The organism is Rhodococcus sp. NPDC019050 (assembly GCF_055664235.1).
Map to the genome: position 1 here is coordinate 25,452 of NZ_JBVOON010000020.1, position 14,235 is coordinate 39,686.

Below are 14,235 nucleotides of genomic sequence, written 5' to 3' on the forward strand. Positions count from 1 at the left end.
CTCATCTGGAGTTGCCATGATCATCACCGGTGTTGCCGTATGCCTCGTCGTTCTTCTCGGCGCAGGCTTCTATTCCACCCGTAAGGTCCGGGGCGATACGGGGAACTTCCTCCTGGCAGGACGATCCCTCGGGGCTCCCATCCTCGCGGTGCTGCTCATGTCCCAGGTCATCGACTCCAACGCGACACTCGGCAGCGCGGATCTCGCTGCCGGGTTCGGATTCTGGGCCGGTGCGGCGATGCCGCTGGGCGTCGCGCTGAGCGTGCTGCTCGTCGGCCTGTTCTTCGCGAAGAAGCTGAGGGCGACCGGTGTCGTGACCCTGCCCGAGTATTTCGCGCAGCGTTTCGGTCGCGGCACCGAGATCACCGCCTCCGTCCTGACGGTCGGAAGCTTCGGCATCCTCCTCGCCGGCAACCTCGTCGCGCTCGGATACCTTCTCGAATACTTCGTGGGCCTCAACTACACCGTCGCGGTCCTCGTCCTGATCCCGTTCGTTCTGGCCTACACGATGGCCGGCGGAATGTTCGCAAGCGTCTACACCGGCGTCGTGCAGTTCGCGGTCATGGCGGTCGGCATCGTCTGCCTGCTGGGATGGGTGGCGTTCGGTCCCGGATTCTCGGCTCCGGAGGGGCTCGGCATCGGCGGTCTCGGGCAGCTCACCGATCCGGCGCAGGGTGCCGCGATCAACTGGGCAACGCTGATCGCACTCGGCCTCGGCAACATCGTCGCGATCGACCTGATGCAGCGGGTGTTCTCGGCGAAGAGCCCGCACGCCGCCCAGCGGGCCTGCTTCTCGGCGGCTACCGGCATCCTCGTCCTCTGCGTACCGCTCTCGTTCGTCGCACTTGCGGCAATCTCCATCGTCGGGGACAGCGCCGTGGACGGCCCGATCCTGTACGTGCTGCTCGGCGAGTACGCCCCGAAGTGGCTGTCGATCCTGGTGCTGTCCGGACTCGTGACGGCCTCGCTCACCACCATCAGCGGCGTCCTGCTCTCCACTGCCACGGTGCTGGTACGCAACCTGTTCCGCGTCGGCGGAGAACACGCCGCAATGTCCTCGGACGTCATGCGGGCCACCCGGCTGTGCATGCTGCCCATGGCGGCGTTCGGTGCGCTGGTCGCCCTGCGCGTTCCGCAGACCGGCATCCTGCTCACCTTGACCTTCGACCTGCTGCTGGCGTCGCTCGTGGTGCCGTTCATCCTCGGGTTGTTCTGGAAGCGGGGTGACGGCCGGGCCGTCGCCGCGGCAGCGATCTGCGGCATCGGCGTGCGCGTCGGGTTCTTCGTACTCACCCCGACGATCTACGGCGTCGACAACACCCTGTTCTACATCCCGAACGATCTCGTCACCGCAGCCGCCGACGGCTGGACAACCTTCCTCGGGGCGATCGTGGCGCTCGTCGCCTACGTGACGGTCGCACTGGTCACCCGGCCTGCGACGCAGCCGCAGCCTCCGGTGGTCGTGCCGGTCGTCGCGCCCGAACGGCAGCCCGTCGCGGTGTAGGCCGTCCCGACCACATAAAGCGGCGCCACCGGAGAAGTTCTCCGGTGGCGCCGCCGCATGTAAGAGGGTGTCTGCTACTTCTCGAAGACGATGTCCTCGATCAGGGTGTGCTGCTCGACGGCGGACGGCGCCTGCATACCCGGTGCCTGATCGTCGGAGTGCGCGGCCTTGAACGAATCGGAACGCAGCCAGGCGAGGAAGTCGTCCTTGGAGTCGAACTCCATCGTGGACAGGTAAGGGAGGCCGTCGGCTGCCGGACGGAGAAGCGTCGTGCGGTTGAGGCCGGGAACGCCGTCGAGGGTCTCGCGCATGCTGTCGACGAAGACCTTCTCGAACGCCTCTGCCGTCTCGGCGGGAACCTCGATGCGGTTGGTGATGACGTACACGATGGGGCCTTTCTCGACGGGCAGGACTTCTCCGGGAATCATACGCCGCAGGTGAACTGGGGTATTTGCGCGGTAAGTGGGGATCGACTCGCGGAACAGCGTGCGCAACTCTCCACTCACCGCGCGGCTGCGGCAATCCGGGAGCGTGCACGGGTGACGGCGCGTGCGAACCGGCCCGCGACCACCTCGAACCGCTCCAGCTCTGCCCAGTTCCAGCGGACTACTTCCAGTCCCAGGTCGCGCAATGCGTCTTCTCGACGTTTCTCGGCGAGGAGGTCACGACGGTCCCGGTATTTGATGCTGCCGTCGAACTCGCCGACGATGCCGAGGCCGTCCCAGGAGAAGTCGAGGCGGTACCGTCGTCCGTCGCGCACGACCACCTCGCGTTGCAGATCCGGTGCGGGTAACCCGGACTCTCGCATACGGATCCGCGACAGCGATTCACCGACGCTCTCGCTTCTCCCGTCCAGAAAATCCAGAACCGACGCCGCGGCAGTCGTACCGGTGTGGTGTCGTGCCCGCGCGAGTACCGGGGCCAACTGCAGGCGTGTGTTCGGGTGAAGGCGTAGAGCGGAGTCTCCGGTTGCCACCGCCTGGTCGCGCGGCAGCGTGCGGGCGAGATCGACGACCGTCCTGGCGACCGACGTGACGGCGACTCCGCAGATATCCACGAGATCGTCATCGCCCCACGTCGTGTGGTGCGCGTGCAGGTGTGGCGTGATCCGCCCGTGTCGCGCCGGACGCGAGACGTGCACGCGGGTCAGAGGCACCTTCCAGATATCGAGACGATGGAGAACCGCCGCAGACACATGGCTGATCGCTTCACCCGGCTCGAGAAGCGAACCGACGTGGCGCGCGTGCACGCGGTGGCGCCCCGCCTCGTCGAGCGCGTCGTACTCGGTCCGCCGCAGGTAGACGCCGCGGGCAAGCGGGACGAGTGTGCCCGCGCGCAGCGCGTGCCGTATGTCGTTGTCCGACGCCCCTGCGGCCGTGAGCGACGTCCTCGTCAGCACTTTCGGCTCGTCCATGCAGCGGATCGTGCCCGACCCGGTCACGGGTCCGGGCGTTCGAAGGCAACGTACCGGCGCCCTTGTGGACAAATGCCGTGTCTGCGGACAAGTACGCGCGGATCAGAACAGGCGCGGAGTCGCGTGGGATCCGTCCCGGGCTTCGACGACCCGCGCATGCCACCGATCGACGAGCCACATCTCGACCAATTCCGGTCGCGTGGCCATGAGACCGGCCCACGTGTTGATCAGTTCGACGTACCGGTGATAGCGACGCACGGTGAAGTCTGCGACCGACGGGTCCTCGAGCCATCCCTCGTGCACGAGCGTCGATACACCGTGCTGGTCCAGCATCTGCGCGGGACCGGTGTCCGTGCGCGCCTCCACCGCCCACAGGTAGGACGCCATCAACGGCACACCCACTCCCGGAATGTCGGGCCATCCCGACCAGGTCTGACGAGAGGTGTCGGGGAGCCCTTTCGTCTTGGCGCAATAGTCGAGGACACCTTTGATCTTCGCGAACGGGTGGCGACCTTCGGGGGTGCGCACGTCGCGGACGTCGGGGAACCGCCGCACCGCTTTTCGTCGTGGATGCGCGCTGCGCCATGCCGCACACAGGAACAACAGGCCGAGAGCCTCGTGGTCGGCATCGATCAGGTCGCTACCCAACCGAAGGTCGTTGCGCTGCACCACCGCAGTGCCGGTGGTGACGATGCGGCCGTCGAGGTTTCGTCCGCGCAACCTGATCTCGTGTCCCGCGTCCTCGAGATGATCGTTCCACCACTGCAGATCGACCGTCACGCCGTCGTCGAGCACCTGAAGATCGAAGGGCCGTGCCCGGCACCACTCGGCACAGGCCTTCGGAGGCTCGAATCCTTCGTCGTACGGATGCATTCTCGTGAGCCTGCCACGGGCACTCGATGTTCCGTGCCCGACACACGCGGCGGCATCATCACAGCTCGGTTTCCATCTCCCGGAGTTGCCGTGCCCAGTCGAACTCGGCCTCGAGAAATGCTTCCCCTCCCGAAGCGAAAGCGTCGCGCAGGTCGGTGAGCGTGGCAATGAATTGGTCGATGCGCTCGCGCGCGGATTCCGGTGTTCCGGCGGCCTTGCGTGCATAACCGTCGGCGAGTTGTCGGGCGGACTCGAGGTCGCCGAAACCGTCGGTCCGTGTGAGCCCTTCCGACTGAGCCCGTGCCAACCCCAATTCGTGAAGCATTGTGTTGCAGATTGCGACGATCTCTTCGATGACGTGCGGTTCCAGTCGTACGAAGTGGCTCATTCAGTGATGTCCTAGCCGTCGATGAGAGGTTCGATGTCCGTGACAAGTTCCGTGAAACCCGCGCACCACTCCGTCTGGGGAACGCCCCTAGTGTGATCGGCGTTGTAGATGCGGCTCAATATGACGATTCCGAACTCCGACTCGAGTACGAAGGCACAGCTGCCAGACAGAGCTGGATCGACTTCCTGGAGAGCGCGTCGACCATTGATCACCGTCTCCGACGCGACGTGCCCGTTCTTCGCGAGTTCTTCCTCGAGGGTGACATTGCCCGAAAGGATGATCAGGCTGTAACTGCGAAGGACGCCAGGTATGTGGAGCGTGCCTCGATAATCGCAGCCGAGAAAGCTGTAGGTGCCCATCGGCAACTCTTTGGGCCTCTTGCTCCTGGGATCGAAACCCGAAGACGCGAGCAGTTCGTCCGGAATATCCAGACACGGGTCGAACGTGATCTGCGGGCGACGCGAGTCGTCCACGACCCGCGGCGTCCTCGTCGTCGAGGTCGGCGTTTCGACAGCTTCCGGCTCGCTCGGCGTCGCCGCGCCGGATGCGCATCCCACCGCCGTCACCACGACAGCCAGCGATGCGACCACCCGAACGACACAATTCCACCCACCCACGCGACCCCCCGATCCGCTGATTGCCGCAGACGCTAGCACAGGGAACGCAGAACCGTATCGCCGCGATCTGCGCGCTCAATCGGGATCTACTCACGCAATAGCGTTGGCAGATAACAATTCACCGCGCAAATTCGCAGGATTACCCGTTGGCGGCATCGAGCAGGCGCTGAATCTCGTCCTCGCCGATTCCGAAATCGCCGAAGCTGAGAATCCGGCCGATGGGCATCGACGCTGCCATGGCGAGGACCGCAGGATCGAGAGCCGGAGCCTGCCGGTCTCCCGACGCCACGAAGATCGTCGAGAGCGCTTCGGCGGCAGCAGGGTTGGCCAGAACTTCACCGATCGACGACTCCAACGTCAACGGCACGTTCACGGCATCGCCGGCGACTTCCGCAGTCGCCGTGACCCGGATATCGCGACTCGACGCGCCGACCTCCACGGTGTACAGGCCGCCCTCCACCACCCACGCATCGACACGGGGGTCCCAGTATGCGAGGTCCGATCGGCGAACCGCGATTCGGACCTCCCGCGACTCGCCGGGTTCGAGGAATACCTTCGCAAATCCCTTCAACTCGCGGGGTGCCCGCGACACGGCGGACGACGGCAGCGAGACGTACACCTGCACGACTTCAGACCCGGCGCGGTCTCCGATGTTGGTCACCGTGACGGTCACGGCCAGATCGTCGCCAGCAGTCACGGCCGCGGCGCCGTACTCGAAGGTCGTGTACGACAAGCCATGTCCGAACGGGAACGACACATCTTGGCGTCGTGCATCGAAGCCGCGGTAGCCGACGAACAATCCTTCCCCGTAGCGGACGTGCCCGTGCTCGCCCGGGAAGTTCGTGAACGACTGAGTGTCCTCGAGCCTGACCGGGATCGTTTCGGCGAGACGCCCGGACGGGTTGACTATGCCGAACAGCACGTCGGCCAGCGCGCCGCCACCCGCTTGTCCGAGCAGAAACCCTTCGACGATCCCGGGCACCTTGTGCGCGAAGCCGGAGACCCGCACGACACCTCCGTTGGAGAGGACGACCACCGTGTCGGGGTTCGCCGCAACCACGTCGTCGAGCAGTCGTAGTTGCTCGGACGGGAGTTCGAGATCGGGGCGGTCGAAGCCTTCCGATTCGAGTTCGGAGGGGAGTCCGAGGAACAGCACAGCCACCTCGGCGCCGGCAGCGGCGTCGACGGCAGCCGTGCGGAGTGCGTCGTCGGCGGTACCGTCGAGCAAGTACCCCGCGGCAAAAGCGACATTCCCGGACGCGAGTGCGTTGATCTCGTCGAGCGGTGTGTCGATCCGGGTGGGATTGATCCGCGACGATCCCGCTCCCTGATACCTGGGAGTGCGGGCGAGTTCGCCGATCAACGCAACGTCGACGTCGAGAGGGAGTGGAAGCAGGGCGCGCTCGTTCTGCAGGAGCACGACGCTCGCTGCCGCAGCTTCCCGTGCGAGGGCATGGTGGTCGTCGGCGTTGTAGGTCGCGTCGGCGTCGGCGCGCGAGGCGACGCGGCCGACGAGGTCGACGACCCGCGCTGCTGCCGTGTCGAGCACCGTTTCGTCCAGCGTGCCCGACCGCACCGCGTCGACGATCTCCTGATCCGTGCGACCTCCGCTCGACGGCATCTCGAGGTCGAGGCCCGCTGCCACCGCAGCGACCCGATCGGCGACGGCGCCCCAGTCACTGACGACAAGACCGTCGAATCCCCACTCACCTCGCAGCACGCCGGTGAGCAGCCACGGATTCTGCGACGAGTAGACCCCGTTGATGCGGTTGTACGAGCACATCACCGTCCAGGGACGTGCATCCTCGACGACGCGCTGGAAAGCGCGCAGGTAGATCTCCCGTAAAGGTCGCGGGTCGACGTCCGCCGACACACGCATCCGGTCGGTTTCCTGGTTGTTCGCCGCGAAGTGCTTCAGGGACGCACCGACACCCTGCGACTGGATGCCCCGAACCAGCGCGGTGCCGAGGATGCCGGCGAGCAACGGATCCTCCGACAAATATTCGAAGTTCCGTCCGCACAGCGGCGAACGCTTGATGTTGATCCCCGGACCGAGGAGGACACCGACCTGCTCGGCGCGGGCTTCCGAGCCGAGCGCAACGCCGACGCGTTCCAGAAGGGCCGCGTCGAACGAGCAACCGAGCGCGACGGCGGGGGGAAAGCAGGTCGCTGGTATCGAGTCGGCGAGCCCGAGATGGCCGCCGCCCTCGGACTGCTTGCGGACGCCGTGCGGCCCGTCTGTCAGCATGATCGACGGAATGCCCAACCGGGTAAGCGGTTTGGTGAACCAGAAGTTCAGCCCGCTGGTCAAGCCCGCCTTCTCTTCGAGGGTTGCTCCGCCGACGATGCCGGCGGGGGAGCGGTTGGGTGCGTCCTCGGTCATCGGGCTCCTTCGGCGGGACTTCGCCGCAGCGTATCCCCGTCGAAGTGGGTGAGTGTGCGGGTCGGGAATTCGGGTACCACGACAGAACCAGCCGCTTCCAGGAGGATGTCGATGGACACCGTGACAAAACTGCTCGATCGCGCCGGACGAACGTACGCGGAGGATGCGGGCATCACACTGAAAGACACCCCGAAGCCCTTGTTCGAGCTTCTCGTCCTCGCGTTGCTGTCGAGTACGCGAATATCGGCGGATATCGCCGTCGCTGCGGCGAAAGAACTGTTTCAGGCAGGATGGCGTACCCCGGAGGCAATGGCGAAGGCGCCACGTCCGGACGTGATTGCTGCGCTCGGACGCGGTCACTACGTTCGGTACGACGAGAGCACTGCCACTCGGTTGCGCGAGATGGGCGAACGAGTCGAATCCGAGTACCAGGGCGATCTGAGAAAACTGGCACAGCGTGCTGACGGTGACGCTGCGGCAGCGGCCCGTCTGCTGGAGGAATTCGACGGAATCGGACCTGTGGGAGCGGAAATCTTCCTGCGCGAAGTCCAGGACGTGTGGACCTGGCTCCGGCCCTACCTCGACAAGCGTGCCCGGCAAGGCGCCGAAGCGCTCGGTGTGCCCGCAGAGTCGGAGAAATTTGGAGAAGCACGCGCCCGACGGCCGGTTCGCTCCGCTTGCCGCGGCGCTCGTACGCGTCTCGCTGGACGACGACCTACTCGAGGATGTGCGCGGCTGATCGGTCACGCACCTTCGACTGCCGCCAGGAGCATCTTCGCCGCTACCGAGATCAGCTTCGTCCGGTCGGCATCCGGGGGCCGGAGCAGGGCGATCCGGGAGCACAGACTCGCGGTGGCACCCATGACGATGAAGACCAGGTCGTCGAGTGCGTCGTCGTCGAGATCGGGGCGCAGGCGTGTGGGAATGATGCGCGCCAAGGGGCGGAGGGGGGCCTCGATGTCGGCCCAGGCGAAGCCGAACTCTGCCTCGTTCGAGGTGTAGGACACTCGCAGGACCGGGGCGTGCTTCTCGAATGCCGAGGTGAGCCCCTCCACGACCGTGACCATAGCGTCGAGAGACGCCTGGTCCATCGCGCGGGCGATTGCCGTCGACAGCGCCGTGGTGATGTTGTGGACGGCCGTCATCCTCAGTTCGTCGATGATGGCGTCCATGTCCGGGAAGTAGCGGTAGACGGTGCCGATGCTCACGTGGGCGTGTTCGGCGAGAGCCGTCGTACTGACGCGTGCCCCGGGCCGACGCTCGAGAAGCTCGTGCGTGGACGTGAGAAGGTGCGTACGCATCTCTCTGGCACGGCGCTGAGTCGGGGATGTTCGTACCCCTCTACCGGCCGAATTGCCGTTCGGTGTGCTGGTCACAAGAAATGAATAGTAAGTGAGGATTTCTCGTGTTTGCATGGAATGTATGAATCGACGCATTCCGCGCGAACTTGTCAACGCAGATCTCGCTGTGCGTCGCTACGGCGACCTCGGAAGCAGGTGGCTGGACGGGATGTGGCAGGCCGACCCACTGGCCGACGCGGTCGTCGCCGACGATTTCGGTTCCTCCTCGGCCACAGCCGAAGTACGCAGGGCGTTGGCAGACGGTATCCACGCTGTCCCGAACGCTCCCGAGTCGCTACGAGCGCTGTTCACACGCCTCGACGACGAACCCGAGTGGCTCGACCACGACCGCCTGGACCACGCTGCCGATGCCCTCATCCGTCACACCCCCGTGATGGGCATGGTGCTCGGGGCGGCGTCGCTGCTTCGGGGTGCCGCCAGCGAGATCGCCGGGAAGCCTCTCGCGCTGACCGGTCGTTACGTGAGCCAGCCGGCGGTGCGCTCCGTCGAGGTGGGGGAGTGGTTGCGGCATGTGATAGCTCGCGACGGAATGCGCCGCAACGGAGAAGGTTTCGCATTCACCGTCCGGGTGCGGCTCATCCACGCACACGTGCGCCGGGGGATCGTCGCGAGCGGACTCTGGGACGAGGACGCATGGGGTGTGCCGATCCCACAGCCCTATATGGCGTTCACCATCGCCGAATTCGGGCACATCTGTGTCGAAGCGATGCAGACGCTCGGCGTGCGTTTCACCCGCACGGAACTCGACGACATCTACCACCTGTGGCACTACGTCGGGCATGTGATCGGCATGAGCGACGAACTCAACCTGTGTAAAGAAGCCGATCACGTGCTCGTCGAGGAGTTGTACCGGTTGACTTCTCCGGGACCGAGCCAGGACGACCGAGATTTCGTGGCCGCACTCACCGACGACTATCTCGTCCCGGAACTCGCGAACCTCCTGCCCGGAAACGACCGTGTGCGAACATCTCTCGCTCTCACGCTGATGCACAGCCTGCAGCGTGTCTTCGTAGGTGACGCGGAGGCCGATGCGCTGGGGATCCCGGACAGCCCGCTCAAGCACGTGGTGCGCCGGGCCGGCCCCGCGCTCGCCCTCGTCAACCGGATCCAGGAGCGGCGCTACCCGGACAAGGCTCGGACCACCTCGCGGGCGTACAAGGTTCGGGACGCAGCGATGGATCGTATGCGCGTGGACTACGGCGTCGCCCACGACCTGGTGGACGCCGCTCCCCGTTAACCATCTGAAAGAGAGGAAATGCTCGCCGAATGGAGATTTGCGCGGCGAATATCGTGAGCGAATCTCCGTTCGACGCGCAGATCAGGATCTACACGTCCCTGTCCGCGGTATCGAGTGCGCGTGCCCAGTCGAATTGCGCGTCGAGGAAGTCCTCGCCTCCCGACGCGAACGCGTCGCGCAGTTGGGTCAGAGTGTCGATGAACTGTTCGATCCGCTCGCGGGCGGATTCGGGTGTGCCGGCCGCCTTGCGGCTGTAACCGGCGGCGAGTTGGCGGGCGGATTCGAGATCGCCGAAACCGTGCGCGTTGACGAGTCCGGCCGCGCTGCGCGCTGCCTCTTCCAACTCGGTGAGCATTGTGTCGCAGATGGCGACGATCTCGTCGATAACGTGGGGCTCCAGCCGTACTGACTTCGCCATATGTATCTCCGTCCTTGGCGCTCTTGGTCAGCCTCCGATGAAAGGCTCGACCCTCGTCACGAATTCTTCGAGACCTGTGCACCACTCTGTTTGTGGAACGGGTCCGGGGCGATCCTTGTGGTAGAGGCGGTTGAAGAGCACAATGCCGAAATTCGTCTCGAGGACGTACGTGCATTCGTCATTCCCGGTGGGCCCGACCTCACGTAGGGCGGGACGGCCGTTTATCGTCGTTTCGACCGCCACATCGCCGTTCTTCTCTAGTTCTTCTCGGAGGGATACGTTCCCTGCCATGACATTGAGGCTGTAACCCCGTCTCACGCCGGGAACAGGATCGGCTTTCCGGTACGAACAACCCAGGAACGTGTACGACCCCATCGGCATATCCGAAAACTCTTTGTGCGCCGCGTTGTAGCCGGCCTCCGTCATCACATCGTCGGGGAGGTCGAGGCAGGGATCGAAGGTGACGGGAGGACGTCCGGAGTCGTCGACGACGCGCGGTGTGCGCACTTCCGACGTCTCGACAACCGTCTCGGCTCGAGCACGTTCGTCGGGGGGTGGTGGAGACCCGCATCCTGTCGTGACAGCTATTGCGGCCACGAGAGAACACGTCGCCAAGCCCCGCCTGCTCATGAGCCCCCCGGATCCGCAGTTGGCGCCAGACGCTAGCACACCCGGTTCGGCGGAGCGGAACGAACTTCGGCGGAGTCCGCGCCCTCAGCCTGGTCCCGCAGAGAGGGCATCGAAGACGCGCTGAGCGAATGCCTGGTCCTCAATTCCCAGGATGTCCGCCCAGAAATACGCTGCTTCGGTGCCGTAGTCATGGCCGTGGCCACTGGGTACGTCAGCGGCGAACACCATGTCCAGGGTCACCTGCCAGAACGTCACGAACGGGATCCACGACATGCTCTTGTCGACATCGGCGCCGCGCTCTTCCCGGAGCCAATCGGGGCGGTTCAGGATCAGGTCGGTGGACCACCAGACGATCGGATCGCTCGGGTGCTGCCAGTACACGATGCGGGGGAACTCCCATTGGCGCAGTCCGGGAAGGTCGGTGAGATCTGCAGGTGTGGCGGCGAAGCGCACATTCTGACCGCCGTAGACGACGGGGAGGATTTCGCGGCTGCCCGGATCGCGCGAGTCGGTGATCCTGCGCCACTGCTCGGTGAAATCGGGGGTGCCCACCCACAGGGCGCCGTCGGTGCGGGTAATCATGTCCTGCGCCCCGGAGAACGCCGACTGGCCGCCGTACGATCCGAGGGATTCACCGAAGACCAGTAGCTTCGGCCGTGTGTTCGGGTCCAGGTCGCTCCAGCGGTCGTACACGGCTTCGAACAGTGCGCGACCGGCGTTGCGTGGGGAAACCCGGTCGGCGAGGAACGCCAGCGGACTCGCCAGAAAGGAGTACTGCATCGCGGCGATCGCCGAGTTCCCGTCCGCGAGGTATTCGAGGCTGGACGCGACGTCTTCGTTGACCCATCCACGTCCCGTCGTGGTGGCGACGGCCAGATACTCCCGATCGAATGCGTTCGTGCGGTCGAGTTCCGCCACCACACGTGAAGCCAGGGTGTCCATCTCTTCGGGTTCGGACTGTCCTCCGGCGTTCTCGATCGAGCGGTAACCCGCGTAGACCCGGATCGGCATCATGGCCGGCCTACCGGTGACCGCGCCGATCTCCTCCGGTGTCGGTCCGCCGGCGACGAACGTCCGGCCTTCGCGTCCGAGCGAGTCCCACGGTTGTTCCGACGCGTCGGATCCGGACCGGTCGGGGGACTGCGGTTGCACGACACCGGCTGCGGTGCCCTCGTCGACCACCTTCGCCGACCCGTCGGCGATACGCGTGATCCCGGCCGCGAGCAGGCCCTCGAGCGCCAGAAATACGACGGCTCCCACCACCACGACACTCACTGCCCGCGCGACGGGCACCGGCAGAATCCGCACGACCTGCCGAGTGATGAACTGCGCGACACGACGCAGACCTCGCCCTATGAGAAGGAGGATCAGCGAGAGGAACAGGGCTACGGCCAGCACGCCGGGATAGTCCCAGTTGCTTCCGCTCTCGATGCCCACGAGTTCGCGGCTGATGTTCTGCCAGCGCGACCCGAGCGCGAGGAACGTCGGCACCACCACGATCGCGACCAACGCGAGCAGTATCCAGAGGACCTTTGCGGCTTTCGGTGGCACTCGGACGTCGAATCCGCATTTGCGTATCCCCCATGCCACCAGGACGCCGATCCCGTAGCCCGTCACGATGCTGATTCCAATGGCGACCCCCTGCAGATACCACGCACGCGGAAGTAGCGAGGGCGTGAGCGACCAGCAATAGAATAGCAACGCCACCACCAGCCCGAGGAAGCTGAACCGACTGAGCCACTTCATGATTCCATGCCGCATTCGCATGGGAAGGGAGACGCGTTCATGAGGCGCGGGGGCCGGAGTGGTGTCGGTCGTCGTCGTCACGGGCGGGTCGCTTTCGTCGTAGGACGTTCTGCCGGCGGGCTGTAGTTCGTCCATTCCGTTTCGACTTTTGCGCCGGAGCCACGTCGAGGGGACGGAATTCGATGCCGTGCGACGAAAACTAGCAGAATGAGGGGGTAATTCTCGGGAGAAGAGGCCATGGAATTCCGATCGACAGCGACGGTTTCCGGAAGGCGCGTCCCGGCACAGTTCCGCGCGGCGATGAGGACTGATCTCGTCCGCACCGGGTCGCTGCGTCTCGATGCGGACGGAAGCGGCATATCGGTTGCTCCGGACCGGATTCGGCGTGATCGGCATGCGTGCGGTCGCGGCGTCCGAAAGCCCGGATATGCCCCGGAGACGTCCCGGCCGGTGTCATTCTGGAGAGTGAATCGCCATCGATCGGCGGGAGGCCGAGGATGAAAGCACTGGTATTTCATGGTCCGGGACAACGCGCGTGGGAAGACGTGCCCGACCCCACGATCACCGAACCGACCGACGCGATCGTGCGCGTCGACGCGGTGACGATCTGCGGCACCGATCTGCACATTCTCGGTGGTGACGTTCCGGCGGTGACGGACGGACGAATTCTCGGTCACGAAGCCGTGGGCACTGTCGTCGAAGTCGGCTCCGGCGTTCGCAATCTCATGGCCGGTGACCGCGTACTGGTCTCGTGCGTCTCCGCCTGCGGCCGATGCCGATACTGCCGCGAGGCGCGGTACGGCCAATGTCTCAACGGAGGCGGCTGGATTCTCGGACATCTGATCGACGGAACCCAAGCCGAACTGGTGCGAGTTCCGTTCGCGGACAACTCGACCTACAAGATCCCCGAGGGGGTCAGTGACGAGCAGATGCTCATGCTCGCCGACATCCTGCCCACGTCGTACGAGGTGGGAGTACTCAACGGGTGTGTGCGTCCGGCCGACGTGGTGGTCATCATCGGCGCCGGGCCGATCGGTCTCGCCGCGATTCTGGGCACCAAGTTGTTCAGTCCCAGCCATATCGTGGCCGTCGACCTCGCCGACAGTCGCCTGGAAGCCGCGAGATCCTTCGGAGCGGACATCGCTCTGAACGGTGGACGCGACGATGTCGCAGCGGTCGTGGGTGACCTCACCGGTGGGCTCGGAGCCGACGTCACGATGGAAGCGGTCGGCGTGCCGCAGACGTTCGAGCAGGCGGTGGCGCTTGTCCGGCCGGGCGGACACGTCGCGAACCTCGGCGTCCACGGTTCGCCCGCGACACTGCATCTCGAGGACATCTGGATCAAGGATCTGACCATCACGACGGGCCTCGTCGACACGTATTCCACTCCGACGCTCATCGGGCTCGTGGAGAGTGGACGGCTCGACACGTCGCCCATGATCACCCACAGGTTCAACCTCGACGACTTCGAAGAGGCATATGACGTATTCGGCCGGGCAGGGGAGACGGGTGCGCTGAAAGTGCTGCTCACGGCACATTCTTCGACCTGATCGCTGGGCGGTGGAACCACACATATCGACGGGATGAGCGACGGCGTTACAGCGCCGGCAGAAGTGCAGGGGCGAGTTTTCAGGCGCCTGATCCTCCGGTAAGAATGTCCGATC

The 14,235-nt window shown here is 65.1% G+C and carries 13 protein-coding genes and 1 pseudogene; 4 read left to right on the forward strand and 10 right to left on the reverse strand.

What is annotated here, in order from left to right:
* Positions 1 to 16 precede the first annotated feature (16 nt).
* On the forward strand, positions 17 to 1,504 hold the full coding sequence (locus AC0B44_RS18415) for a high affinity choline transporter 1 (protein WP_471904257.1): 1,488 nt from the start codon (positions 17 to 19) through the stop codon (positions 1,502 to 1,504).
* A gap of 74 nt (positions 1,505 to 1,578) precedes the next feature.
* Here AC0B44_RS18415 and AC0B44_RS18420 read toward each other — a convergent pair whose 3' ends face one another.
* The 6 genes from AC0B44_RS18420 to AC0B44_RS18445 all read right to left on the reverse strand — a co-directional run bounded on the left by AC0B44_RS18420 (position 1,579) and on the right by AC0B44_RS18445 (position 7,179).
* Positions 1,579 to 1,932, reverse strand: a complete 354-nt coding sequence (locus tag AC0B44_RS18420) for an antibiotic biosynthesis monooxygenase family protein (protein WP_425902961.1) — start codon at positions 1,930 to 1,932, stop codon at positions 1,579 to 1,581.
* Positions 1,933 to 2,006: 74 nt separating this feature from the next.
* Entirely contained in the window at positions 2,007 to 2,918 is a 912-nt protein-coding gene (locus AC0B44_RS18425) for a hypothetical protein (RefSeq protein WP_471904258.1), read from the reverse strand.
* A gap of 102 nt (positions 2,919 to 3,020) precedes the next feature.
* Positions 3,021 to 3,791, reverse strand: coding sequence for an 8-oxoguanine DNA glycosylase OGG fold protein (locus AC0B44_RS18430; RefSeq protein WP_378527575.1), 771 nt, complete (start codon positions 3,789 to 3,791; stop codon positions 3,021 to 3,023).
* Positions 3,792 to 3,849: 58 nt separating this feature from the next.
* Positions 3,850 to 4,179, reverse strand: a complete 330-nt coding sequence (locus tag AC0B44_RS18435) for a hypothetical protein (RefSeq protein WP_378527574.1) — start codon at positions 4,177 to 4,179, stop codon at positions 3,850 to 3,852.
* 11 nt (positions 4,180 to 4,190) lie between these two features.
* Complete coding sequence (locus AC0B44_RS18440; RefSeq protein WP_471904259.1) at positions 4,191 to 4,769, reverse strand: DUF3558 domain-containing protein; 579 nt, start codon at positions 4,767 to 4,769, stop codon at positions 4,191 to 4,193.
* 166 nt (positions 4,770 to 4,935) lie between these two features.
* Positions 4,936 to 7,179, reverse strand: a complete 2,244-nt coding sequence (locus AC0B44_RS18445) for a glycoside hydrolase family 3 C-terminal domain-containing protein (RefSeq protein WP_471904260.1) — start codon at positions 7,177 to 7,179, stop codon at positions 4,936 to 4,938.
* A 105-nt stretch (positions 7,180 to 7,284) separates the two neighbouring features.
* Between AC0B44_RS18445 and AC0B44_RS18450 the strand changes: the two are divergent.
* Positions 7,285 to 7,918, forward strand: a pseudogene (locus AC0B44_RS18450) (HhH-GDP family DNA glycosylase).
* 4 nt (positions 7,919 to 7,922) lie between these two features.
* On the opposite strand, the gene AC0B44_RS18455 reads toward AC0B44_RS18450, so the two are convergent.
* A complete protein-coding gene (locus AC0B44_RS18455; RefSeq protein WP_169652676.1) occupies positions 7,923 to 8,480 on the reverse strand; it encodes a TetR/AcrR family transcriptional regulator in 558 nt (185 codons plus the stop codon).
* A gap of 121 nt (positions 8,481 to 8,601) precedes the next feature.
* On the opposite strand from AC0B44_RS18455, the gene AC0B44_RS18460 reads away from it, so the two are divergent.
* Complete coding sequence (locus tag AC0B44_RS18460) at positions 8,602 to 9,777, forward strand: oxygenase MpaB family protein (RefSeq protein ID WP_471904261.1); 1,176 nt, start codon at positions 8,602 to 8,604, stop codon at positions 9,775 to 9,777.
* Positions 9,778 to 9,865: 88 nt separating this feature from the next.
* On the opposite strand, the gene AC0B44_RS18465 is transcribed toward AC0B44_RS18460, so the two are convergent.
* The 3 genes from AC0B44_RS18465 to AC0B44_RS18475 form a co-directional block, all read right to left on the reverse strand.
* Positions 9,866 to 10,195, reverse strand: coding sequence for a hypothetical protein (locus tag AC0B44_RS18465; RefSeq protein WP_471904262.1), 330 nt, complete (start codon positions 10,193 to 10,195; stop codon positions 9,866 to 9,868).
* Positions 10,196 to 10,222: 27 nt separating this feature from the next.
* Positions 10,223 to 10,825, reverse strand: a complete 603-nt coding sequence (locus AC0B44_RS18470; protein WP_471904263.1) for a DUF3558 domain-containing protein — start codon at positions 10,823 to 10,825, stop codon at positions 10,223 to 10,225.
* A gap of 84 nt (positions 10,826 to 10,909) precedes the next feature.
* A complete protein-coding gene (locus tag AC0B44_RS18475; protein WP_471904264.1) occupies positions 10,910 to 12,571 on the reverse strand; it encodes an alpha/beta hydrolase in 1,662 nt (553 codons plus the stop codon).
* A 497-nt stretch (positions 12,572 to 13,068) separates the two neighbouring features.
* Between AC0B44_RS18475 and AC0B44_RS18480 the strand changes: the two genes are divergently transcribed.
* The gene (locus AC0B44_RS18480) at positions 13,069 to 14,121 is read left to right on the forward strand and encodes a zinc-dependent alcohol dehydrogenase family protein (protein ID WP_169622702.1); all 1,053 of its coding nucleotides are present in this window, start codon (positions 13,069 to 13,071) and stop codon (positions 14,119 to 14,121) included.
* Positions 14,122 to 14,235 lie beyond the last annotated feature (114 nt).